Origin of the sequence: Pseudomonas sp. D2002 (assembly GCF_013385735.1) — a bacterium.
Classification (GTDB): Bacteria; Pseudomonadota; Gammaproteobacteria; order Pseudomonadales; family Pseudomonadaceae; genus Aquipseudomonas.
On record NZ_JACAPL010000011.1, the window covers coordinates 115,691 to 137,375 of the forward strand.

Annotated in this window: 19 protein-coding genes; 7 read left to right on the forward strand and 12 right to left on the reverse strand. The window is 58.8% G+C overall.

The annotated features are described in order from the left end of the window. The first annotated feature begins 170 nt into the window (after positions 1-170). Positions 171-1,115, forward strand: a complete 945-nt coding sequence (locus HX783_RS21815; protein ID WP_177018192.1) for a sensor domain-containing diguanylate cyclase — start codon at positions 171-173, stop codon at positions 1,113-1,115. A gap of 265 nt (positions 1,116-1,380) precedes the next feature. Here HX783_RS21815 and HX783_RS21820 read toward each other — a convergent pair whose 3' ends face one another. The 6 genes from HX783_RS21820 to HX783_RS21845 all read right to left on the reverse strand — a co-directional run bounded on the left by HX783_RS21820 (position 1,381) and on the right by HX783_RS21845 (position 7,046). Continuing rightward, positions 1,381-1,641 carry a hypothetical protein gene (locus tag HX783_RS21820; RefSeq protein WP_177018193.1) on the reverse strand — a complete coding sequence of 87 codons (261 nt, stop codon included), beginning with the start codon at positions 1,639-1,641 and terminating at the stop codon, positions 1,381-1,383. Between the two features lie 4 nt (positions 1,642-1,645). Further along, entirely contained in the window at positions 1,646-2,092 is a 447-nt protein-coding gene (locus HX783_RS21825; RefSeq protein ID WP_177018194.1) for a GNAT family N-acetyltransferase, read from the reverse strand. A gap of 109 nt (positions 2,093-2,201) precedes the next feature. After that, positions 2,202-3,110, reverse strand: coding sequence for an AraC family transcriptional regulator (locus HX783_RS21830; protein WP_177018195.1), 909 nt, complete (start codon positions 3,108-3,110; stop codon positions 2,202-2,204). 36 nt (positions 3,111-3,146) lie between these two features. Further along, a complete protein-coding gene (locus HX783_RS21835; protein WP_159957265.1) occupies positions 3,147-3,842 on the reverse strand; it encodes a fumarylacetoacetate hydrolase family protein in 696 nt (231 codons plus the stop codon). Between the two features lie 131 nt (positions 3,843-3,973). After that, positions 3,974-4,303, reverse strand: a complete 330-nt coding sequence (locus HX783_RS21840) for a hypothetical protein (protein WP_145164581.1) — start codon at positions 4,301-4,303, stop codon at positions 3,974-3,976. 250 nt (positions 4,304-4,553) lie between these two features. Next, positions 4,554-7,046 carry a TonB-dependent siderophore receptor gene (locus HX783_RS21845; protein WP_177018196.1) on the reverse strand — a complete coding sequence of 831 codons (2,493 nt, stop codon included), beginning with the start codon at positions 7,044-7,046 and terminating at the stop codon, positions 4,554-4,556. A 254-nt stretch (positions 7,047-7,300) separates the two neighbouring features. Between HX783_RS21845 and HX783_RS21850 the strand changes: the two genes are divergently transcribed. Next, entirely contained in the window at positions 7,301-11,896 is a 4,596-nt protein-coding gene (locus HX783_RS21850; RefSeq protein WP_177018197.1) for an RHS repeat-associated core domain-containing protein, read from the forward strand. Between the two features lie 2 nt (positions 11,897-11,898). After that, positions 11,899-12,537 carry a hypothetical protein gene (locus tag HX783_RS21855; RefSeq protein WP_177018198.1) on the forward strand — a complete coding sequence of 213 codons (639 nt, stop codon included), beginning with the start codon at positions 11,899-11,901 and terminating at the stop codon, positions 12,535-12,537. A 65-nt stretch (positions 12,538-12,602) separates the two neighbouring features. Here HX783_RS21855 and HX783_RS21860 read toward each other — a convergent pair whose 3' ends face one another. Continuing rightward, the gene (locus tag HX783_RS21860) at positions 12,603-13,040 is read right to left on the reverse strand and encodes a DUF3995 domain-containing protein (protein ID WP_177018199.1); all 438 of its coding nucleotides are present in this window, start codon (positions 13,038-13,040) and stop codon (positions 12,603-12,605) included. Positions 13,041-13,133: 93 nt separating this feature from the next. On the opposite strand from HX783_RS21860, the gene HX783_RS21865 reads away from it, so the two are divergent. Further along, entirely contained in the window at positions 13,134-13,523 is a 390-nt protein-coding gene (locus tag HX783_RS21865) for a DUF2946 domain-containing protein (protein WP_177018200.1), read from the forward strand. A 96-nt stretch (positions 13,524-13,619) separates the two neighbouring features. After that, positions 13,620-15,746: a TonB-dependent siderophore receptor gene (locus HX783_RS21870; RefSeq protein ID WP_177018201.1), complete on the forward strand. Its 2,127-nt coding sequence runs from the start codon at positions 13,620-13,622 to the stop codon at positions 15,744-15,746. Positions 15,747-15,889: 143 nt separating this feature from the next. On the opposite strand, the gene HX783_RS21875 is transcribed toward HX783_RS21870, so the two are convergent. Together HX783_RS21875 and HX783_RS21880 are read right to left on the reverse strand one after the other, a co-directional pair. Continuing rightward, a complete protein-coding gene (locus tag HX783_RS21875) occupies positions 15,890-16,906 on the reverse strand; it encodes an ABC transporter substrate-binding protein (RefSeq protein WP_159957277.1) in 1,017 nt (338 codons plus the stop codon). Positions 16,907-17,038: 132 nt separating this feature from the next. Continuing rightward, positions 17,039-17,488: a hypothetical protein gene (locus tag HX783_RS21880; protein WP_174245635.1), complete on the reverse strand. Its 450-nt coding sequence runs from the start codon at positions 17,486-17,488 to the stop codon at positions 17,039-17,041. A 791-nt stretch (positions 17,489-18,279) separates the two neighbouring features. Here HX783_RS21880 and HX783_RS21885 point away from each other — a divergent pair. Together HX783_RS21885 and HX783_RS21890 are read left to right on the forward strand one after the other, a co-directional pair. Next, complete coding sequence (locus tag HX783_RS21885; RefSeq protein WP_159961506.1) at positions 18,280-18,510, forward strand: hypothetical protein; 231 nt, start codon at positions 18,280-18,282, stop codon at positions 18,508-18,510. Between the two features lie 72 nt (positions 18,511-18,582). Then, positions 18,583-18,819 carry a DUF2789 domain-containing protein gene (locus HX783_RS21890; RefSeq protein WP_177018202.1) on the forward strand — a complete coding sequence of 79 codons (237 nt, stop codon included), beginning with the start codon at positions 18,583-18,585 and terminating at the stop codon, positions 18,817-18,819. 1 nt (position 18,820) lies between these two features. On the opposite strand, the gene HX783_RS21895 is transcribed toward HX783_RS21890, so the two are convergent. The 3 genes from HX783_RS21895 to HX783_RS21905 form a co-directional block, all read right to left on the reverse strand. After that, complete coding sequence (locus HX783_RS21895) at positions 18,821-19,024, reverse strand: hypothetical protein (protein WP_177018203.1); 204 nt, start codon at positions 19,022-19,024, stop codon at positions 18,821-18,823. Between the two features lie 115 nt (positions 19,025-19,139). Continuing rightward, a complete protein-coding gene (locus HX783_RS21900; RefSeq protein WP_371317701.1) occupies positions 19,140-20,756 on the reverse strand; it encodes a methyl-accepting chemotaxis protein in 1,617 nt (538 codons plus the stop codon). 163 nt (positions 20,757-20,919) lie between these two features. Then, positions 20,920-21,324, reverse strand: a complete 405-nt coding sequence (locus HX783_RS21905; protein ID WP_010564800.1) for a TraR/DksA C4-type zinc finger protein — start codon at positions 21,322-21,324, stop codon at positions 20,920-20,922. Positions 21,325-21,685 lie beyond the last annotated feature (361 nt).

A 21,685-nucleotide genomic window follows, 5' to 3' on the forward strand; every position in this document is an offset into this window, starting at 1 on the left:
CAATTCATTCAAAAGTGATACCTGTGCCGCATTTTGCAGCGTAAACGCTGGGGCGCTGACGCCAGAAACCCAGCACCTGACCTCTCGTCTGCTGCTGTGGTGAAGGCTTGACTCAGAGCGCCGTTCAAAAGACGCTCTTGGCTCTTTGCCATCATCCCGAGCAGCCCGCCATGAGCCTCATTCCTCCGAGCCAGCCCGATAGTGACGTGTACAAAACGCTGCTGGAATCGACCAAAGCCATCCCTTGGCGCATCGATTGGCAGACCATGACGTTCAGCTATATCGGCCCGCAGATCGAGGCGTTGCTGGGCTGGACCCCGCAAAGCTGGGTGAGCGTGGACGACTGGGTCGAGCGCATGCACCCGGACGACCGCGAATACGTGGTGAATTTCTGTGTGTCGCAATCGCGCGCCGGCGTCGATCACGAGGCCGATTACCGCGCGCTGACGGTCAACGGCGACTATGTGTGGATCCGCGACGTGGTGCATGTGGTGCGCAAGGGTGACGAGGTCGAAGCGTTGATCGGCTTTATGTTTGATATCAGCGAGCGCAAGAAAACTGAAGAACACCTGATCCGCCTGCAGAAACAACTGGAGGAATATTCCTTCCAGGACGGCCTCACGGGCATCGCCAACCGTCGCATGTTCGACACCGTGCTGGAGCGTGAATGGGCCAGCGCCCAACGCAGCCAGTTGCCGCTGTCGTTGATCATCCTCGATATCGATTTTTTCAAGCAGTACAACGACCACTACGGCCATATCAAGGGTGACGAAGCCTTGCGCCAGGTGGCGCGCACCTTGTCGCAGGCGGCCAACCGGCCACGGGACTTTATTGCACGCATCGGCGGCGAAGAGTTTGTGTGGTTGCTGCCGGAGACTGACGCCGCATCGGCAAGGCAGGTGGCGCGGCGCTGCTTGCACCTGGTCTGCCAGCAGCAGATCGAACATGGCTTTTCAGCGGTGTCGAAGCTGCTGACCCTGAGCCTCGGCGTCGGCACGCAGATCGTGACGCCAACCAGCGACATGCTCGGGTTCGTCGAGTCGGTTGATAAGTTGCTGTACCAGGCCAAACGCAATGGACGCATGCGTGCAGAGTTTGCCGAGATTGAAGTTTGACGCCGAGGTCAAATTCCGGGCAAAAAAAATCCCAAGTAGCTGATGGAAACTTGGGATTTAAAAATGCATAAACCGTGGGAGGTGAACGCCCGGCTATAGTACCGATTGTAAAAAGCTGTAACAAGATTAATTTAATCCTTTCGTCGGATTAAAAGCGTCGTAAGTCATTCAATAACCACACCTTTTTTAGGGTGGCCGAGGTTATAAGTGCCACTTTTTGGTGCAAGTAAGGCTTATATCTCCTTATATTAAAAATGGTTATTGATTAAAGCGGTGCCGCACTGTCGGTGGACTCTCCGTTTAATTGCCGACAGGTATCTCGAAGTTCAACACTGGTTGACGACGCGGCACTGGCCACGCGTTCCACTTGCCTGCAAAGCGCCAAACGTTCGGCCGCCTCGACCCGCGCCCGGTCGACCTGGGCATTGAGCCGTACGAAATAGCCGCCGAGCAGCACGGCGACGCACAGAATCCCAATCGCAAAGTAGCGAAAGCTGTAGGACGAAGGGGCTTCTGGTGGGTTCATGGCATTAAGGCGCCCTGCTCTTCTGGTACCGAACGTCATCACCCTCAACCGGGCCGACCTTTGACCAACCCAACCGTTGGTAAAAGCCGTTGGCGCGGATTTCGTCGCGCCCGTCGGTGATCAGGAACAGGGTTTCATGCCGTTCAAACAACGCCGCTTCAGCCAACGCCATCAAGCGGCGACCCAGGCCGAGACCTTCGTAGGCGGGCAACACGAACATCGCAAACACCTCGCCGGTACTCAGGTCGACCATGGAGAAGGCCACGGGGTGACCCTCCACTTCGGCGAGCCACACACAGGGCGCTTGGCGAATGCTGTCCGCCAATACCTGCGGGGTAATCCCCAGGTCGCTCATCTGTTCGCGGCTCAGGTGGTTCTGCACCACCGAGGTGCGAATGGCGAAGAGCGTGTCGATATCGCCCGGCGTCGCCAGGCGAATAAGCATTTGCATACAAGCCTCCTGTTGAAGGATGCAATTGTATGCATATAGAAACATAAGGTTTGTCGTGGATTTGTAAACAGCCGGGCCTGCTGCTCCCAGACAAATCTGCCCACCTTAACTAGACCGCGTTGGCCTGTTGCTGGCGACGAAACTGCCCCGGCGCCACACCATGGGCCTTGCGGAAGCAGCGCGAAAAGTACGCCTCATCGGTAAACCCGCAACGCTGGGCGATCACTCCGATCATCTGCGCACTGTTGAGCAATAAGGTGCGCGCCAATTGCATACGGCGGTCCAACACCAACTGGGAAAACGGTTTGCCGGTTTCCTTGCGCAGCAGGTGGGTGAGGTAGTTGGGTGACAAAAAGGCGGCGGCAGCGGCGTCGGTCAGGTTGAGGGTCGGCTCGTGCACATGCTCGCGAATGTAGCCTTGCACCCGCGCTAACGCGTCTTTGCGCCTGCGCCGGGTGGCATTGTTGGCGGCAAACGCCTGCAAGGGTTCGGCGTACTGCTCGCAGACCAGGCCGATCAGTTGGAAGAGATAGCCTTTTAACCGCTCACGGGCGCCGAAGGTGCGCTGGGCGTCGAGGGTGCGCATATGCGTAAGCCAGGTTTTCACTTCGTCGAAAGCCGCATCGTCGAGAATGAAATCCAGCTGTTCCTGAAAGCGAAACGGCGACAGTTCCGGGGCCTGGCCGATGGGAATGTCTTCCAGGTCCAGCGGGTCGCAGGTCAGTTGCGGCAAAAAAAACGCCTGGCTGAAGTTGATCAGCATGAACTCGCCGTCTTCAGGATGGGGAATCACGTGCAGGCGATGGGGCAGGATAAACGCCAGGGCCTTGTGCGGAAACGGCCGTACCGCGCCGCCGATATGCTGCACGGTGTCGCCGCCCAGGTTGATCTGGATCTGGAAGTACTCATGCCGATGTGGACTGGTCAGCGCCGCCCGCCCGCGTTTGTCGCGGATATAGAAGTCGGGGCGGTCGCTGCGTTGTTCCATGCCATAGGTGGTGACGCGGGTGCCTGGCATAACAGTCTCTCGATTGGCCTGGGCACCACTTTAGCCTCAACCTTTGCTCAGGGTGAAGCTCAGCTCGCCAACGCCGTCGACGCCTGCGGTGAGCACGTCCCCCGGCTGCACCGCACCGACGCCTGCCGGGGTGCCGGTAAAGATCAGGTCGCCAGCCTTGAGCGCTACGGATTTTGAGGCGTAGCTGATGATTTCGCTGACGGACCAGATCAGGTCGGCCAAGTCGCCGACCTGGCGTTGCTCGCCGTTGACCTTCAGCCAGATTTTGCCGCTGGACGGGTGACCTACCGCACTCACGGGCTGCAACGCGGTGCTGGGTGCCGACTGATCAAAGGCCTTGCCCCATTCCCACGGGCGCGCGAGCTTTTTCGCCTCGGCTTGCAGGTCGCGGCGAGTCAAGTCGATGCCCACGCCGTAACCCCAGACGTGGGAAAGCGCGTCTTCAGGGTTGATGTCCACGCCGCCCTTGCCGATGGCGACAACCAATTCCACTTCATGGTGCAGGTCGGCGGTCAGCGGCGGGTAGGCGATCACGCCCTCGGCCGGCACCACCGCATCGGCGGGCTTCATGAAAAAGAACGGCGGCTCGCGGTCCGGGTCATGCCCCATCTCGCGGGCGTGTTCACTGTAGTTGCGGCCCACGCAAAATACGCGGCGCAACGGGAAACGCGCCGCGCTGCCCTGGATGGCCAGGGACGGGATTTGTTCAGGGGTGAATACGTAGTCGGTCATGGCCTGTGCCTCTTGGTTTACCTGGCGCCAGTATGGCCAGCGGCGCCACGGCAAAGTTGGACAGGCTTACGCAGATTTTGCACAGGTCGGTGTTTGCGTGGGGACGCACTCACGCTGAGCCTCCCCCGCGTTTACTTACGCGCCACTTTGTAGCGCAGGCAATCCTGGTAAAAGCTCTGGCGAATCGCCTCGGGCTTGAGCCGTGAGCGACTGTCGTAAGTCTGTTCGGTGATGCCCATGGCCATCATGCGCATCCACGATTTGTTGAACTTGATGGTCTGGATCTTTTGCCGCGCGGCGTACAACGACACGCCCGACAGCTTGAGCTCCTGAGCCCTGGCCGCCGTGCCGGCGCCCCAACTGCACATGTACTTGTCACCCTCGCGCAGCTCCCGTGCCTGCACGGCAGCCGCGCCACCCGCCAATGAGCAGGCGATCAGCATGATTCCAACAGTGCGCATTTGCTTCCTCACCTAACCACCTGAAAATAAAAGTGATTCTGGCGAGAATTTTGTTACAAAGGGGCCATTAAATTGCCTTATTTGCTTAAGCGAACACACCTGTGGCGAGCGAGCTTGCTCGCGCTGGGCTGCGAAGCGGCCCCAACACCAACACCGCATTCTCCCTGGCAGATACGGGTGTGCTGATGAGGGGCCGCTGCGCGCCCCAGCGCGAGCAAGCTCGCTCGCCACACACAGCGTCCTTACCGATTTACCACTGGTAGGTCGCACTCGCCTGCACCGTGCGCTGCGAGCCATACCAGCACCACGAATAGGAGTAGCAGGACGCCACGTATTCCTTGTTCGCCAGGTTAGTCGCGTTCAGTGCCAGGCGCAGGTTGTCCTTGGGGTTGGCGATGTTGGGGATGTCGTAATGCACCGCCGCATCGACCAAGGTGTAGCCCGGCACTTTCAGGGTGTTGGCGGTATCGCCCCAGGACGAACCGACATAGCGCGCACCGGCGCCGACGCCAAAGCCCTTGAGCTGGCCGTCGTGGAAGGTGTAGTCGGCCCACGCCGACGCCGTGTGGCGTGGTACGCCGTAGGTGGTGGTGCCTTCCACCGGAATCGCCGGGCCTATGCCTTTATCGGTGAGCGGCGCGTACTGCACGGTGCTGTTGGACTTGCTCGCGCGGTTATCCAGGTAGGCGTAGGCCGCAGTGATGTCGAGGTTATCGTTGAGGCTGGCCTTGCCTTCCAGTTCAAAGCCACGCGACTGTTGCTCGCCGTCCTGGACGCTGCACCGGCCGTTGCCACACAGATGGCTTGGGTCCGGGTCCATGGTCGGCACGTTGCTCTGGCGCAGGTCGAAAATCGCCGCGGTGATAAAGCTGTTGCTGCCCGGCGGCTGGTACTTGATGCCGACTTCATACTGCTTGCCTTCGGTCGGCTTGAACACTGAACCGCCATAACCGGTGCCCGATTGCGGGTTGAACGACTCCGCGTAGCTGGCATACGGCGCCAGGCCATTATCGAACAGGTAGACCAGGCCGACACGGCCGGTAAACGCCTTGCTGTCCAGCGAGGATTTGCTCTTGGCGCCGGTTTTGATGGTTTTGGTGGTGCTGTCGGTGCTGGCCCAGTCATAACGACCACCGAGCAACAGCACCCATTTATCCCACTTCATTTGCTCTTGCAGGTACGCCCCGGTCTGCTCGCTGCGTGAGGTGGCGTCGGTGGCGAACGCCGGCGTGACCACAGGCGCGCCGTACACCGGGTCGAAGATGTCCAGGTCCGGGCCCTTGCCGTAACCGGCCTTGGTGTCAGTGCTGGTGTTCTGGTAGTCGAGGCCCATCAACAGCGTGTGCTGCAGCGGCCCGGTGTCGAATTTGGCCTGCAGCTGGTTGTCGAGGGTGTAGGCGTCCATGTCGACGTCGGTGGCGATGGTCGAGCGGTTGGAGGTGCGGTAATCGGCCTGCAGGTTGCTGTTGTAAATGCTGCGGTAGATGCCTTCGGCGCGCAGGTAACGCGCGTTCTGGCGCACGGTCCAGACATCGTTGAAGTGATGCTCGAAGGCGTAGCCGAGGGAGTAGTACTCGCGGTCGCTCTTCTCGAAGTTCTTTTCGCCGTCGTAGAAATCCACGTCGATCTTGCGCCCGGTGGGGCTGCGCAACACCGAGCCCCAAGCGGGAATAGAACCGTAGGACGCGCCTTTGGGGTCCTTCTGGAAATGCCCGAGCAAGGTCAGCGAGGTGTCCTCGTCCGGGCGCCAAGTGAAGGCGCTGGACAGCGACTGGCGACGGGTTTCGGTGTGTTCGACCTGGCCATCGGCATCATCGAACAACCCCGCTACGCGGTAGGCATACACGCCCTGATCATCCAGCGGGCCGCTGAGGTCGAAGGTGGTGCGCTTCTTGTTGAAGGTGCCGTACTCGACGCCGACTTCATGAAACGGCGTGTCCAACGGGCGCTTGGTGACCATGTTGATCACCCCGCTCGGCGTGCCCTGCCCGTACAGCACCGACGCCGGGCCGCGCAGCACTTCGACGCGCTCCAGGTCAAAGGCGTCTTTTTGCGGCAACGCGTCACGACTCGACGGCATACGCAGGCCATCAAGGTAAGTGGCCGGGGCGAAACCGCGGATGGTCAACTGGTCGAGACGCGAGGCCGTGGCGCCGCGGGTTTCCGGGACCACGGCGGCGCTGTAGCGCAGGATCTGGTTGAGGCTTTCGGCGTTCTGCGCGCGCATCTGGTCCTTGGTGACCACGGAGATCGACTGCGGGGTTTCGATCAGCGCAGTGTCGGTCTTGGTGCCCGACAGGCTGCGGGTGGCCACATAACCGGCGACTGGCCCGGTAGGGCTTTCGCTGTGGTAGGTGCCGCTGATGGTGGTGGCCTGCAACTCCATGGCGCCGCCGTTATCCGGTATGGCTTCCAGGCGGTAGCGGTCGGCGGAGATCTTCAGCGCCTGCAGTCCGCTGCCGGCGAGCAACTGAGTCAGCGCCACGTCGGTGTCGTACTGCCCGTTCAAACCGTTGCTGCGCTTGCCGCGAGTCAAACTTGCATCGAATGCCAATACCAGGCCGGCCTGTTCGGCCAGGCTGTTGAGGGCCTGGCTGAGGTCACCGGCGGAAATCGAGAACCGGCGCGACGCGCTGCTGCTTTCTTCGGCGAACGAGGACTGGACGGCCAGCAATGGCACGGCGGCAAAGGCAAACGCCACTGACAGGGCCAGTGGATGCAAGGGACGAGCAAGGCGCGACATGGGAAATCCTGCGTAATAGAGGTTCTATTAACCATGACGGCCATGTCGGAAAATCGGGCAAGGATGAGAGTGGTTTTTATTTGCTGAGGTTTTATGCAATGAGCCAGGTCGCTTTTTTGTGTAGGCCGTCGGGCTAGTTCTTCGCGGTTTTTACCCGCCTACAGTCGTCCCTTTCTGATTTTTCCAGCCGTTCATCCGGGCGCTTTTTCCTGCGGCATGCTCCGACGCCTTGCCATTTTGCCGAGACGTCACGGATGACCCACGCCGCCCACATTGCCTTTATCGAACATGAACTCAATGGCTTCCATCAGAGCCTGGCGGAGTATCGCCAGCAGATGGGCGCCTGGTATGCGCGGGCGCTGGATACGGTCAGCCATGCAGCGGACATGCCGTCGTTGCTGGGGATGGACCGAGTGCTGCGGGTGGGGGATTCGCAACGTTCCTTCAGCATGTCCGATGCGGATTTTTCCACCGTTGCGCGCTGCCCGGCGGGTGGCGAGCTGAAGATCGAGAGCAAGTTCGAGTCGGTGTACGACGTGCCGATCGGCGAAATCCCGGTTGAGGTGATTCGCCTGGAGGACGGCAGTTCTACGGTGGTCATGCTGGATGAACATGGCAAAGGCTCACATACCTGCGTGGCCGGCGGGCGCTATCAGGTGCGGGTACAGGGCGGCGTTTCCGCGCAGCAGGTAGACGCGTTGTTCGCCTCCTACGCCGGGCTGACGACAGACCTGGAGCAATGGCTGCGCGAGCAATGGAACGGCTTCAAACCGTCCTGGCAACAATCCACCGCCAGCGCAATTGGCAGCGGCGTGCTGGCGGGCAGTTGGGCGGCGATCCGGGACGTGTGGGACAGCATCAAGCTGGTGCAGGCAATTCTTGAAGACCCGTTGAAGTACGTCGAGCAACTCGGCACCGAGGCCGCCAAGTTGGCGCAGCTGGCCACCGACGCGCCGCAGGTCATGGAAAAAGCCATGTTACTGGCCAGTGACGAGGCGGCGCTGTACCTGATGGTGCGCACGGCGATGCTGTGGCTGGAGGCGTTGCCACCCGGTGAGATGGCTGAGGCGGCGGCGGGGTTTGTGGTGTCGCTGTTGATCGACCTGGTGATTGGCGCGGTGTTGATGATCGCGCTGCCGGCGGCGGGTGTGGCGTATCTGAGCTTGCGGTTGGTGAAGTATGGCGCGCGGATACTGAATGCCGCGGTTGGCTTTGTGCGTGGCCTGCTCGGGATTCTGACCAAGTTCATGCTGGCGGTGGATCGCTACAAGGCGGTGGCGGTTCGTGGCGTAGTCGGTGGGCTGAAGCAAGGCACGATGCAGATGCGCTGGCGGGCGCGGCAGAACACGGTGCTGAAGCAGAAAGAGCGTGTGGATGATGCGCCCGTGTCGGCGAAAAATCCCCAGGGCGATGCGGCGGCCCCTGCGGATAAAACCGCCACCAATGGCTGCCCGGTGTCGATGGTCACCGGGGAAGAATTGCTCACCCTCACCGATGGCGCGCTGGACGGGATTTTGCCGTTTGAGTGGACGCGGCTGTACCGCACCAGTGCGGTGGAAGTGGATTGCGGGTTGGGGTTTGGCTGGAGTCATTCGCTGGCGCAAAGGCTGGTGGTTTCGGGTGATTCGGTGGTTTGGACGGATCATGAGAATCGCAGTACTGAGTTTCCGTTGCCTACCGTTTCCCGACCTGCGATTACCAACAGCTTGGCCGAAGCGGCGATCTACTTGGGTGCCCTGCCCGATGAGTTGGTACTGGCTCAGGCATCGCGCTTTTATCACTTTTGCGATGGTCAGCTGACAGCGATCAGCGACGCGTATGACAACCGGCTGCGGGTTATTCGTGATCGTTTGGGCCGGATTGAGCGGCTGGATAACGGTGTAGGCCGGTCTTTGTTTTTGCGCTATGAGCTTGGGCGCATTGTGGCGGTGGACTATCAGGTTCATCGCGCCAAAGGCCGTGAGCCCTACGTCTGGGTGACGGAGCAGAACGTCGTTTCCTACGCCTATGACGAGGCTGGGCGACTGGTTTCGGCGACCAATGCCGTAGGCGAAAGCGAGGTTTATCGGTACGACGATCAGCACGTCATTCTTGAGCGGCAATTGGCCGGTGGGGCGAGTTTTTTTTGGGAATGGGAACGGGCTGGTAAGGCGGCGCGCTGTGTTCGGCACTGGGCCAGTTTTTCGCAGATGGACACGCGGTATGCCTGGGAGGACGGCGGTCGGGTTACGGTTCATAACGCTGATGGCAGTCAGGAAGTGTATGTCCATGACCAGCGCGCGCGGCTGGTGCAGCGGATTGATCCCGATGGTGCTGAGCACTTCAAATCCTACGACGACAAGGGCCGGCTAACGGTCGAGCAGGATCCACTGGGCGCGGTGACGGCGTATCAGTACGACGACGCTGGGCGTTTGGTGGCGTTATTTCCGGGGGAGGATGAGCCGACATCCTACGAGCATGACAACGGGTTCGTACGGGTTGTGCGGCGCGGTGAGGCGGTTTGGAAGTATGAGCGTAATGAACAGGGCGACGTTACGCGTCAGACAGATCCTGACGGCAACGTTACGGACTACACCTACAACAAACATGGGCAACTGGTTGGGGTTTGGTATCCGGATAACGGTTGTCATCGGCTGGTTTGGAATGAGCGTGGGCAGCTTGTTGAGGAACAGCTGCCGAATGGTGGGGTTAAGCGGTATCGCTATGACGATGTTGGGCGACAGGTTGCGCGTGAGGATGAGCATGGCGCGCTGACCCAGTATCAGTGGGATGGTGTGGGTCGGTTGGTTCGTGTCGTACTTCCTGGCGGCGCAGCGCGAGAATACAGCTACAACCCGTACGGAAAAATCACCTCTGAACGTGATGAACTGGGCCACGTCACCCGTTACGAATATGCCAATGGTTTGCACCTGATCAGCCGCCGCCAAAATCCCGATGGCACCCAGGTCAACTACCGCTACGACAACGTACGGTTATTGCTGACCGAGATCGAAAACGAAGTCGGCGAGACCTACCAACTTGATTACCACCCCAACGGCCTGATCCAGCAAGAAATCGGTTTTGACGGCCAGCGTACGGCCTACGTCTACGACCTCAACGGCTACCTGCTGGAAAAGACCGAACACGGCGATGACGGCAGTCAGCTAGTCACCCGCTACGAGCGAGACGCTTCCGGGCGGCTCGTACGAAAAACCCTTCCCGATTCCAACGTTGTTGAATACACCTACGACCGCCAGGGCAACCTCCTCAGCGTCGACGACGGCCACTGGGCGTTAGCCTACGAATACGACAGCCAAAACCGCCTCACCGCCGACCACCAAGGCTGGGGCACCCTGCGCTACGGCTACGACACCTGCGGCCAACTGAAAAACCTGCGCCTGCCGGACAACAACCGCCTCACCTTCAACCACGACAAAGGCGGCCACCTCGCCACCGTCGAACTGAATGGCAAAACCCTCACCTCCCACCTGTTCAAAACCGGCCGCGAGCGCCAGCGCCAGCAAGGCGAACTGCTCAGCCACTACCACTACGACGAGCAAAACCGCCTGCACGCCCACGCAGTGACCCAGGAAGAACACAAGCTCTACCGCCGCCACTACGACTACGACAAAACCGGCAACCTCACCCGCCTGCTCGACACCCGCAAAGGCGAACACCACTACCACTACGACCCCCTCGCCCGCCTGACTCGGGCCGATCACTCGCAAGACCAGCAGGAGCGCTTCGGCCACGACCCGGCTGGAAACCTGCTCATGCAAGACCGCCCAGGGCCGGACATCGTGGCGGGGAATCGGCTGGTGATCCAGGGCGATCATCATTATGACTATGACGCGTTCGGCAATCTGATCCGCCAAAGGCGCGGTAAAGGGCACCAACTCGTCACCGAGTACCGCTACGACTGCCAGCATCGGTTGATCGGCGTTACTCAACCTAACGGGCAAACCGCCAGCTACCGCTATGACCCATTTGGTCGGCGGATCAGCAAAACCGTTGATGGGATAACCACTGAGTTTTTCTGGCAAGGCGACAAGCTGGTTGCGGAGCATCACGCCGATCGTCATCGCAGCTACATCTACGAGCCGGACAGCTTTCGGCCCTTAGTACTGTTGGAAGGTTTTGGCCCTCAAGACACCCAGCCCTTCCACTACCAACTCGACCACCTCGGCACACCGCAGGAACTCACCGCCCCCGACGGCGAAATCGTCTGGTCCGCGCACTACCGCGCCTACGGCCAGATCAACCGCCTAGACATCAACAAAATCGACAACCCCCTGCGCTTCCAAGGCCAATACTTCGACCCGGAAAGCGGACTGCACTACAACCGCCATCGCTACTACAATCCAGATATTGGCCGCTATCTGACGCCTGATCCGGTGAAGCTGGCGGGTGGGATCAACGTTTACCAGTACGTGCCCAATCCGACAGGGTGGGTGGATCCGTTAGGGTTGAACACATGTCCGGGTGGTGACGGATGTAAACCGTCACATCACACCGAGGATCCGGCGAAAACCGCCAAGGTTAATGAAGGTGATGTAAGCCCGCCGAAGGGATTTGATAGTAAACTTTCGAGAAACGGAGCGTTTAGAAGGGCCAAAGAAATTGGAGGCATCCCACAAAATACTCAGCCGATAAAAATCTATCGGGAGCGAATTCGTGACCAAGACCGGCATACCATGGGGCGGGTGTACGTCTTCAGTTTGAAAAAAAATCACGAAACCAAAATCCTTGAACATTCGCTGGGTCACTCAGAAGGCAACCATGGACCACATTTCAACACCAAAAACACAGTGGGTGACGTTAAAGTTCCTTTGAAAATCGGCGACGACTCCCACACTTACTTCAAGAGATAGAAATGAAAACGGCCTACATAGACGAGCCTGGAGTCAAACCATGGGAAGGTAGAGACCAGACAAACGACCCAGCTTTCACTACGATAACTTTGATTGATCACGAATTCATCAGCGTTTGGATTTCCTGGTGCGAGGTTGCAGAAAGGCTTTCAAAAAATTGGCCTATTAAGCAAGAGTGGAGATCGATAGACGGAGCAGAATTCAATTCAAAAACTGAAGAATATCTATTGAAGAAAAGTTTATCCAACGAACTTAAAAGCGGAGATTTCTTCAAAAAAAATGAAGCAAGCAAGGTTTACTCTGTTATCAAAAATCGACCGAGCGAGCCGAGAAAAATAGATCATCAGGCTCTGCAAGGCTCGCATGACGTCATTTTATTGCTTCAAAAATCCAGTTCAGAAATATGTGATCTTTGGACCAGCATGACAATTTTTGAAACCAGCATCACCGCTGTAAAAATCCACGATTATTTAAAAGCACATCCATCCATAATTCTGTGTAGGTTTTACGACAGCGAAACACACGCAGCAGCCCAGCTTTCATTTTCGACCGAATATAAAAACGAAGTCATTACAGCGCTGAACAAAATAACACTCGTAAAAATAAGCGCTGAAGACGTTTGTTGCTTCATCAACTCTTAAATTAGGAGCTAAAAAAAAGATAAAACTGATGTGAATTAGCTACATTTAGCATCGCACAGCCCCCCTCACCCCCACGCCACCACCAACAACCCCACCCCCAACACCAAACACAACGGCGAATAAAAATACGTATCCAACCTGGCAAACCTCGACCCACCCACCTTCTTGAAAAACCCCACCAACTCCGAATCGCCAATCGCCCTGGCAAACATCACCACGGCAATCGCGCTGATCCCCCACTGCAGCGCGCCATGGGACACCGGCGAGAAATACAGCCCGGCCCGCAGGCAGACGAGCAATGCAATCGCCACCAAGCCCATCGCGACGAGGAACGTGCCGAGTGCCGAGGGTTTGAAGGCTGGCCGCGGCCCGTGGACGAATTCGCCGGGCAGTTGGGGGATGGCGGCGAGGCTGCCGAGTTTGCCGCCGGCGGCCCAGTACAAGTGCACCATGCTGATGCAGGTAAAAACCCCGACGATCCATCGCGCGATGACAAAGCTCATGGCGGGCGCTCCCTGAAAATGTGCGAATGATGATAGTCGCCCTGAGATTTTTTGTAGGCATTTCGTCGGCGGCTGATGGTAAAGTGCCGCCCCATGAAATTCGCCCGTGCCGACCGCTCGCTCATTGCCTGGATGCTTTACTGCTGCGTCCTGTTCAATGTGTTCGCGTGCAGTATTGGCCATGGGCAAATGCTGGGGATGCAGCTCAACGGCATCGGCGGCCAGTTCTGTACGGTGGACCCGCGTACCCAGGCGCCCGCGCAAACCAATTCCACGGATGAGAACCTGCCGACGCTGTCCAAGGCGTTCGGCTGCCCGTTATGTTCGACCGGCGGTATGGGCCCGGCACTGAGTTCCAGCCTGAATGTGGCGGTGTTGCCACAACCCCATGCGCCACCACCGGCGGTGGTGCTTGCCGCTGACATCCCTGCCCGCTTCACCTGGCCTGCGGCCAACCCGCGCGCGCCTCCCGCTTTCGCCTGATCCCTTCGCTTTCTGATCTGCACCGTCCAAACGTTCCCGTTGGGGAATACGCGCGGCTGTGCGCTGTTTTCAAGCCAAGTTTTTCAGGATTCAACCATGAAACATTTACCCCTGTTGGCGGGCCTGTTCGGCTGCCTGCCTGTCTGTGGCTGGGCGCTTGAGTTGGCCCCCACCACTATTGATGGTGAGCAAGCCGCCGAGCCCGGCCTGGCGCTCGACCAATCCAGCGGCATGGCGTCGCGGCTGGGTTTAAGCGTGCGCGAGACGCCGGCGTCGGTGGCCATCGCCACGCGCAATGATATTGAGCGCCATGGCGCCAAGACCTTCCGCGATGCGGCCAACACCTTGCCCGGCGTTAACGCCAGCGCGCCGCCGGGGTTTGGCGGGTTCGTGTCCTATCGTGGGTTTACCAGCAGCCAGATCACCCAGATGTTCAACGGCATCAACGTCGCCACCGGTTTGGCCCGGCCAGTGGATGCGTGGGTCTATGACCGCGTCGAACTGGTCGGCGGGCCCTCCTCCTTGATCAATGGCGCAGGCTCCGTGGGCGGTTCGCTGAACTACGTGACCAAACTGGCAACCCGCGAAGAACAGGCGGCCGAAGGCCAACTCACCTACGGCAGCTACGACACCGCCGGCATGGCCTTCGGCCTCAACCACGCACTGACCGAACCGGGCGCCGAGGTGCAGCATTACGCGCGCCTGGATGTGAGCCGCAACACCAACCACAGCTACATCGACCGCGACCAGCGGGATGCCTGGAGCGTGGCGTTTTCGCTGCTCAGCGACCTGACCCCCTACTTGTCCCACACCCTGGCGCTGGAATACCAGGATGAGCATGAAGACAGCCCTTATTGGGGTACGCCGGTGCTCAACCCAAAGGCCGGAGAGCTGAAAATTGACCGGCACAACCGCTTCAACAACTACAACGTCGCCGATGGTCGTTACGAGCAGCGCACGATCTGGGCGCGCTCGATCATCGACTATCGGATCAACGACAGCACCACGCTGAAAAATACCCTTTATCACTTGGACAGCCAGCGCGACTACCGCAACCTGGAGACCTACCAATACAACGCCGACAACAGCGCGGTGAACCGTTCGACGGCCTACCAGGTCCGCCATCAAGGCGAACAAAACGGCAACCAGTTCGAGCTGCGCCATGACGATACGTTCTTCGGCCTGTCAACGACCTGGTCCGGTGGCTTCGAGTACAAGGTCAACAGCACCACAAACAACCCGTTGAACGTGCCAGGCAACAGCACCGTGGACCCGAATAACTACAACCCGGGACACTTCTACGCTATACCCGGCACCAAGCCCGGCTTCATCAAGGACAAAACCAACGAAGTCACCACCAAGGCTTTGTTCGTGGAAAACCGCCTGGGCCTCACCGACAAACTCTCGCTGCTGACCGGCTTGCGCTACGACGCTATCGACCTGGATGTCACCAACCACAGAGCCGTCACGGCCACCAACCCGCGTCACTTCAAGCGCAGCTGGGAGCCGGTCACCGGGCGCGTCGGCCTGACCTACCAGTTCATCCCGTCAGCCAATGTGTACGTGCAATACAGCACGGCGGCCGAGCAGCCGTCGACTACCACCCAAGTGTTCGACGTGTCGACCGGCAAGCAGTGGGAAGTGGGCAGCAAGTTCGATTACCTGGACGGGCGCGGTTCGGCCACCGTCGCGGCCTACAAGATCGAGCGCAAGGATTTCGCCGTTACCGACCCGCTGGACCCGAACAACAGCATCCCGGTGGGGGCACAATCCTCAAAGGGGGTTGAGTTGGCCAGTTCACTGCGAATCACGCCCAAGTTGCTGGCAGAAGGCAACTTTGCCTGGGTGGATGCCGAGTACGACGACTTCAACGAGAAAATCGCCAGCGGCGCGGTGGTCTCGCGCAAGGGCAATACGCCGACCAACGTGCCAAAGCGTGTAGGCAATCTGTGGCTGACTTATGACTTCACACAGGACTGGCAAGGTGGCGTGGATGCGCGGTATGTCGCAGAGGTGTATGCAGACAACGCCAACACCCTGACGGTGCCGGCCTACACGTTGTTCGGGACATTCCTGCGCTACCGGGTCGACTCGCACACCTCGGTGACCGGCCGGGTGCGCAACTTGACGAATGAGGTTTATGCGGAGTTTGCGCATGTGTCGCCGGCTTATTATTTAGGTTCGCCAAGGACCTTCGAGGTGGCCGTTCAAACCAGGTTCTAAGCCTGAAATACACTTAAAAATGTGGGAGCGGGCTTGCTCGCGAATGCGGTAGTTCAGCCAATATATTCAGTGACTGGCACACTGCCTTCGCGAGCAAGCCCGCTCCCACATTTGGATCTGCATCCAATAGAAAGATTATCGGCTTACTTCAAACCCGCCTCAACCTTCTGCGCCACATCCTCCGTCAACCACGCCTTCCACACCTCAGGGTGCTCCTTGAGAAACGCCTGGGCCACTTCGCGTGGCGCTGTATGGTTCTCGCTCATCGTCGCCAACGCTTTATTCAGCGGCTCGATAGGAAATTGCACCTTGGTAAAAAACTCGGCGATCTGCGGATGTTCCTGCTGGAACGGCGTCGACACACCAATGCTCAACTTGGACGCCAACGAGCGGGTCGGTCTCGGGTTGGGGTTATCCGCATCGGTCAGTGTCTTCCAGGCGTCGGCGTCAAACGGTGGTTCTTCCAGTTGGATCAGTTTGTACCGCCCCATCAATGGCGTCGGCGACCAGTAGTAGAACAACACCGGCTTGCCACGACGGATTGACGAGGCGATTTCCGCATCCAGGGCTGCACCCGAGCCGCTGCGAAAGTTCACATAACTGTCGTCGAGGCCATAGGCCTTGAGCTTTTGCTTGTTGACCACTTCCGAGGTCCAGCCGATGGGGCTGTTGAGAAAGCGCCCCTTGCCTGGAGATTCGGGGTCCTTGAACACGTCCTTGTAACGCGCCAGGTCCGTAACGCTCTTGAGGTCCGGCGCCAGCGGCTTGAGGCCTTTGGCGGGGTCGCCCTTGACCACGTATTCCGGCACCCACCAGCCTTCGGTGGCGCCCTTGACGGTATCGCCCAGGCCCACCACTTTGCCTTCGGCCTCGGCCTTGATCCAAACCGGACTGCGGCCGGCCCACTCCTCGCCAATCACCTGGATGTCATTTTTCGCCAGCGCGGTTTCCAGGGTGATGGTGGTGCCGGGCAACGTGTCGGTGGGCAGGTCATAGCCTTTCTCGACGATAAAGCGCAGTACTTCGGTGATCAGGCTGCCGCTTTCCCAGTTCAGGTCGGCGAAATGCACCGGTGCCTGGGCGGCCGAAACCGGCACTGAAGCCACTGACAGACTCAAGGCCGTCAGGGACGCTGCCAATAGGGTTTTAAATCCTTTCATGCCTTTGCACCTCGCGTTTTCGCAGCAATAGCGGACGGCTTTGCTGCCAATGCGCGAAGCCTCTGAATAGTTAAGTCAACTCAACTGTAGTAGAGGTTCCGGGAGAGCAAGAATACACGCGACGTTTATCGACTACTCACTGGCCTTGAACGTTACCAGCTCACCCTTGCGCCACTTGGCGGCCTTGCCGGTCACGGCCTTGAGGGTTTTGGTCAGGCCTTCCTGCAATTGCTCGTTGGCGGCAAACACCAGCATGACGTTGTGGCCTTCCTTGAACACGATGCCCTGGCCTTCGGTCGAAGTCACAAAGGCGTAATCGCCCAGGCCATACACGGTCAACTTGATGTCGCGGAACTTCAACTCGAACTTGCCACCCTCGCGACTCGGCAACACGGCCGCGCGAAAATGGTCGCCCACCTTGAGCTCCAGACGCTGTTTGTCATCCACCACCATCGCCGATTCGGTATCGATTTCGGCGATATAGATGCCTTCCGGCGTTTGTTCGGTGATGTAGACGAAACGCGATTGAAACTGCTTGACCAACTTTGCGCGCAAATCACCCAGCACGAATAACGCGTGCATATCCAGATTACTGACTGCCAAGGAAACGCCCCCACATCAAAATTACTGCTACCTGCCGGAGCGGGCAGCACAAAAAAACGGCCCTGGGGCACGATCACACATTTGTTAAGAAACTGAAGAGAACCCGCTGCTGCGCCGCAAGACTAGTACAGGCATGCGCGATAGACCTTACGCAGGTCATCAGGCACCTCAGGAAATCACAGGTTCAACCGCCCGAGAACACGGGCCGACCAGCTTCAGAGAATAACTCAATTAAAAGCGCTGTTTCCGACAACACACACATAAAAAACTACCTGGCGTGGAACCAAGCATTGGCTGCCGACGACAATACTAAAACAGCAACACGGGTCAAAACCACCCGAAACGTTGCTGGAGGGTCAACAAGATCGTTCGACAGGAGCTGAGCATGCAACCACGCCAACACGACGCCATGTCTTCCCGCACTCGTTCATCATGTCAAGACGAGCGCCAATACTACTGCTTGCCTGACCCCAACGGGTACTCCAATTCCGTTCTTTACCGAGTTGTACCTGCCGGACGGAATTTCTTTCATATCCTGGAAGTGACCAGCGGCCGAATCAGAGGCTTTCGCAGCAACCACATTCGGGCCTGTGAACTGGCGAAAAAACTCGAAACCAGCTTGCACACCGTTCACGGCGGGATCGTTTCGTCATCCGGATGACTTTACTGCGCCGCCGCCCCTCAACAACTGCCATACTGACCCGTCCATGAAGTTTGCCCCCTGCGGGTCAGGTTTCATCAGTGCGGTTACCTTGAAGGGAAGGCTATACGTGACGGAATTTGATATTGGCGAATTTTTCATCCATGGCGATGTGCGAGAAGTAGACGGTGAGTTCCAAGCGGTAATCATCATGCGGGCCAAACCTCCGCTGACGACCGTGACCACGCACCAAGTGGAAAAAGATCGCTGGTTCAAAACTGTCGACGCCGCCGCCATTGCCGCAAAAGATGCCGCCAAAGCCCTGAAAACCGCTGTGGATTCAGGCGCACTCAATTCCTGATAATCCGATAGAACTCTGCCGCCTCCAGCGCCTCACATGCACAAGACCATCACCTTGCATGGAGAACGAAATATGGACGCGCCAATCCCAACGCTTGAAACCTTGTTTGAACAACTCGGCCTGGAATCAACCCCCGAAGCAATCGACGCATTCATCGATGAACATCCGCTGACCGAAGACGTGAAGCTGATCGACGCACCTTTCTGGACGCCGCAACAGGCGGCGTTTCTCAAGGAAGAATTGCGTGATGATGCCGAATGGGCGATCGCCGTGGATGAGTTGAACCAGCGCCTGCATCAACCGCGATAACTCAATGCAGGCTGTCTGACTGTTCCAGGCGCAACAGCGCCTGCCAGGCAGCCCTGCACTCCTGCGCCTCATCGCGGCTGGCAAACGCCGTGCCGCGTTGCTCGCCATTGAGCAACACCACCCAGCAAGCCTTCTGGCCCAGCGCACGCAGGGTTTCGGGTACGCCACTGCCGATCATCACGGCGACATCGACTTTGTTTTGCATGGTGCTTCTCCGCAGCATTAGTTAGCTGGCTAACAATGTTCGCCATGCTACGGTTTTCTGCCAGTTGGAAAAAGCTATCCCCGGAATAGCTCCATTGCATAAACAGCAACAATCCCTAGCGCGGGGGCTTGGCCGTCTCCGGCTTATAGCCCAACCGCAGCCCGCCCCAATGCCGCCCGTTGACCATGATGGGCACTGACAAATCGTGCATCAACTCACCGGTATCACGGGTGTAGGTCTGCAACAGCACCGCTTGTTGATGGCTGCCGCAACGAATACCCGTGCGGTCTTCGAACTTGCGCTTGGTACGGTTCTGCAGCGCGTCGACCTGTGGATCGCCCGTAAGCGCTTGAGAAAACGCCTTGTTGTGCGTCGGCACATAGCCTTGAGGCGTGCAGGCGATGGCGAATACCAAGCCTTCATGGCGCGGCAGCAGCGCTTCCTGGATCGCCGGCAAGACCTGATCGGTGTAGCCGTCAAAACGCGTGTGGTACTTGCTTGGGCTGGTATTCGGGATCGGCGTGTAGCTGCGGTCAAACAGGTCCTGCAGGCTGATACGGTTTTGCAGTACGTCTGCTTCGAACTGCTCGGCAATGCGGTTCGCGCCTTCACGGGCCAGGTCGTAGATGCGCTGGTGATAGTCATCCAGCCCGACTTCGGCCAGGCGCTCGCTGATGGTTTCGGCCTGCCCTTCCATTTGCACGGCGGCGTCGGCCAGTTGGCGGGTTTGCTGGTCGCTCACGCTCAGGTCGCTACGCATTTGCTCCACGGCATGGAACAGGCTGTCGAGTTGCACGCGGTTGGTGTCGGTGCCCTGGGCGATTTCGTTGACCTGCCCTTCCACATCCGCCGCCAGGCTGGCGATGCTCTCCAGCTGCGCCCCGGCGTGCTCCACTTGCTCGACGCCGGTGTGCAAGTCCGCCGACAACTGGCGAATCTGCTCCACGACCTGCGCCGTGCGTTGCTGGATATCGGCGACCATCACCCCCACCTCATCGGTGGCCGTGGCGGTGCGCCCGGCCAGGCCGCGCACCTCATCGGCCACCACGGCAAACCCGCGCCCGTGCTCACCGGCGCGCGCCGCTTCAATGGCCGCGTTTAACGCGAGCAGGTTGGTCTGGCTGGCGATGGACTGAATCACCAGGGTTACGCGTTGAATCTCTTCGCTGCGCTGGCTCAAGGCCTCGATCAGCTCGCGGCTGGCATTCGCGCGCTGGCTGAGTTGGTGCATGCGGGTGATCGACTGGGCCAACACTTCGCGGCCTTCGGTGCTGCGCTGGTGGGCCTGGCTGGCCGCGCCGAGGGCCTGTCGGCTGAGTTGCGAGGTGACCTTTTCAGTGCCGATCATGACTTCGGCGCTGCTGACAATTTGCTTGGCCGCGCTCAACTGCGACTGCAAACGGGCCGCCAGTTGCTTGACCGAATAGGCCACGCCGGCAGCCGAAAGCGCGTTATGACTGGTGGTGTAGGAGAGGTCGCGGGTCAGTTCACCCATCGCATCGGACGCGGCGGAGTCTGCGCGCACGGGCTTTCGGGTTTTAAAGCGCGGTAGCCAGACCACCAGCAAGACCAGGGGCAGGCACAGGTAGAACGGCAAGCCGGCAAACGCCAGGCCCAGCAGTACCAGCACCAGAGAGGTGCTCTGCAGGAGCGGCGTCAGCCAGCCGGGCAGCACGCGCGCCACCGTGTGCGGTGGCACTGCTGCGCCCATCAGAGATCCGTCTCCAGCCATCGTCGTTACCCCACTGCTTTGTCGTTATTGTTGCTGCATTAAACGCCACTATCGGGCCATTATCCATGAGCCTTTAGTGGGGGAGTTTGCAACAGATCAATAGACAGGGGCGTAACCTGTATTTCGCTTGGGCGCCACGTCAGCAGCGCCCAACTTCAGCACATCACGCTTGACGCTGGTGCTTGTCGATCTGCTCGTGACGCTCTTGCGCTTCGATGCAGTACTTGGTGGTCGGGCTGATCAGCAGGCGCTTGAGGCCGATAGGCTCACCGCTGTCGTCGCACCAGCCAAAGGAATCTTCCTTGATGCGTTCCAGTGCACGCTCAAGCTGCGGCAGCATACGCTGGTCGCGGTCGATGGCATTCACCAGCCAGGTGCGCTCTTCTTCAACGGAAGCGGCGTCAGCCGGGTCAGCCGGGGTATCCAGGCTTTCAATGGCGATGCGGTTCTGTTCAATGCGCTCGTGGTGTTCCACTTTCATGTCCTGCAGCAACTGCTCAAAAAAAGCGTGCTGTTCGGCATTCATGTAGTCATCCGCCGGCATGGCCAGCAACTTTTCCTTTGTCATTGATTTCTCTATAAAAAATACGTGCATTAAGGCGAATAAGGGAGCGTTCCGGCAGACCTCTGCAGGCCTCGGAAAGGCGCCGTTCATTTCAAGCGCCACCCGGCACTCAATTTACGAGGGGCGGCAGTCTAAGGCCGACTTGAGGGCTCAGCAACTGAAATGACAGGCATTTTTTCCCAATTAACCCCCAAAGGCACCAGGACGGGCTTGGCGAATGGTCATCGGAGTGCGTTTATAGCAAGAAATTCAGTGGTGTGGAGCTATATAGAAGACAGACGGTTGAAACTGGCTGGAGAAGGTTCAAATGTGGGAGCGGGCTTGCTCGCGAATGCGCAGTGTCAGTCAATACATCTGGCACTGA

Excerpts from the sequence above, each read along its gene's own strand:
- HX783_RS21815 (WP_177018192.1), top strand. The coding sequence starts at position 171 with ATGAGCCTCATTCCTCCGAGCCAGCCCGATAGTGACGTGTACAAAACG.
- HX783_RS21820 (WP_177018193.1), bottom strand. The coding sequence starts at position 1,641 with ATGAACCCACCAGAAGCCCCTTCGTCCTACAGCTTTCGCTACTTTGCG.
- HX783_RS21825 (WP_177018194.1), bottom strand. The coding sequence starts at position 2,092 with ATGCAAATGCTTATTCGCCTGGCGACGCCGGGCGATATCGACACGCTC.
- HX783_RS21830 (WP_177018195.1), bottom strand. The coding sequence starts at position 3,110 with ATGCCAGGCACCCGCGTCACCACCTATGGCATGGAACAACGCAGCGAC.
- HX783_RS21835 (WP_159957265.1), bottom strand. The coding sequence starts at position 3,842 with ATGACCGACTACGTATTCACCCCTGAACAAATCCCGTCCCTGGCCATC.
- HX783_RS21840 (WP_145164581.1), bottom strand. The coding sequence starts at position 4,303 with ATGCGCACTGTTGGAATCATGCTGATCGCCTGCTCATTGGCGGGTGGC.
- HX783_RS21845 (WP_177018196.1), bottom strand. The coding sequence starts at position 7,046 with ATGTCGCGCCTTGCTCGTCCCTTGCATCCACTGGCCCTGTCAGTGGCG.
- HX783_RS21850 (WP_177018197.1), top strand. The coding sequence starts at position 7,301 with ATGACCCACGCCGCCCACATTGCCTTTATCGAACATGAACTCAATGGC.
- HX783_RS21855 (WP_177018198.1), top strand. The coding sequence starts at position 11,899 with ATGAAAACGGCCTACATAGACGAGCCTGGAGTCAAACCATGGGAAGGT.
- HX783_RS21860 (WP_177018199.1), bottom strand. The coding sequence starts at position 13,040 with ATGAGCTTTGTCATCGCGCGATGGATCGTCGGGGTTTTTACCTGCATC.
- HX783_RS21865 (WP_177018200.1), top strand. The coding sequence starts at position 13,134 with ATGAAATTCGCCCGTGCCGACCGCTCGCTCATTGCCTGGATGCTTTAC.
- HX783_RS21870 (WP_177018201.1), top strand. The coding sequence starts at position 13,620 with ATGAAACATTTACCCCTGTTGGCGGGCCTGTTCGGCTGCCTGCCTGTC.
- HX783_RS21875 (WP_159957277.1), bottom strand. The coding sequence starts at position 16,906 with ATGAAAGGATTTAAAACCCTATTGGCAGCGTCCCTGACGGCCTTGAGT.
- HX783_RS21880 (WP_174245635.1), bottom strand. The coding sequence starts at position 17,488 with ATGCACGCGTTATTCGTGCTGGGTGATTTGCGCGCAAAGTTGGTCAAG.
- HX783_RS21890 (WP_177018202.1), top strand. The coding sequence starts at position 18,583 with ATGGACGCGCCAATCCCAACGCTTGAAACCTTGTTTGAACAACTCGGC.
- HX783_RS21895 (WP_177018203.1), bottom strand. The coding sequence starts at position 19,024 with ATGCAAAACAAAGTCGATGTCGCCGTGATGATCGGCAGTGGCGTACCC.
- HX783_RS21900 (WP_371317701.1), bottom strand. The coding sequence starts at position 20,756 with ATGGCTGGAGACGGATCTCTGATGGGCGCAGCAGTGCCACCGCACACG.
- HX783_RS21905 (WP_010564800.1), bottom strand. The coding sequence starts at position 21,324 with ATGACAAAGGAAAAGTTGCTGGCCATGCCGGCGGATGACTACATGAAT.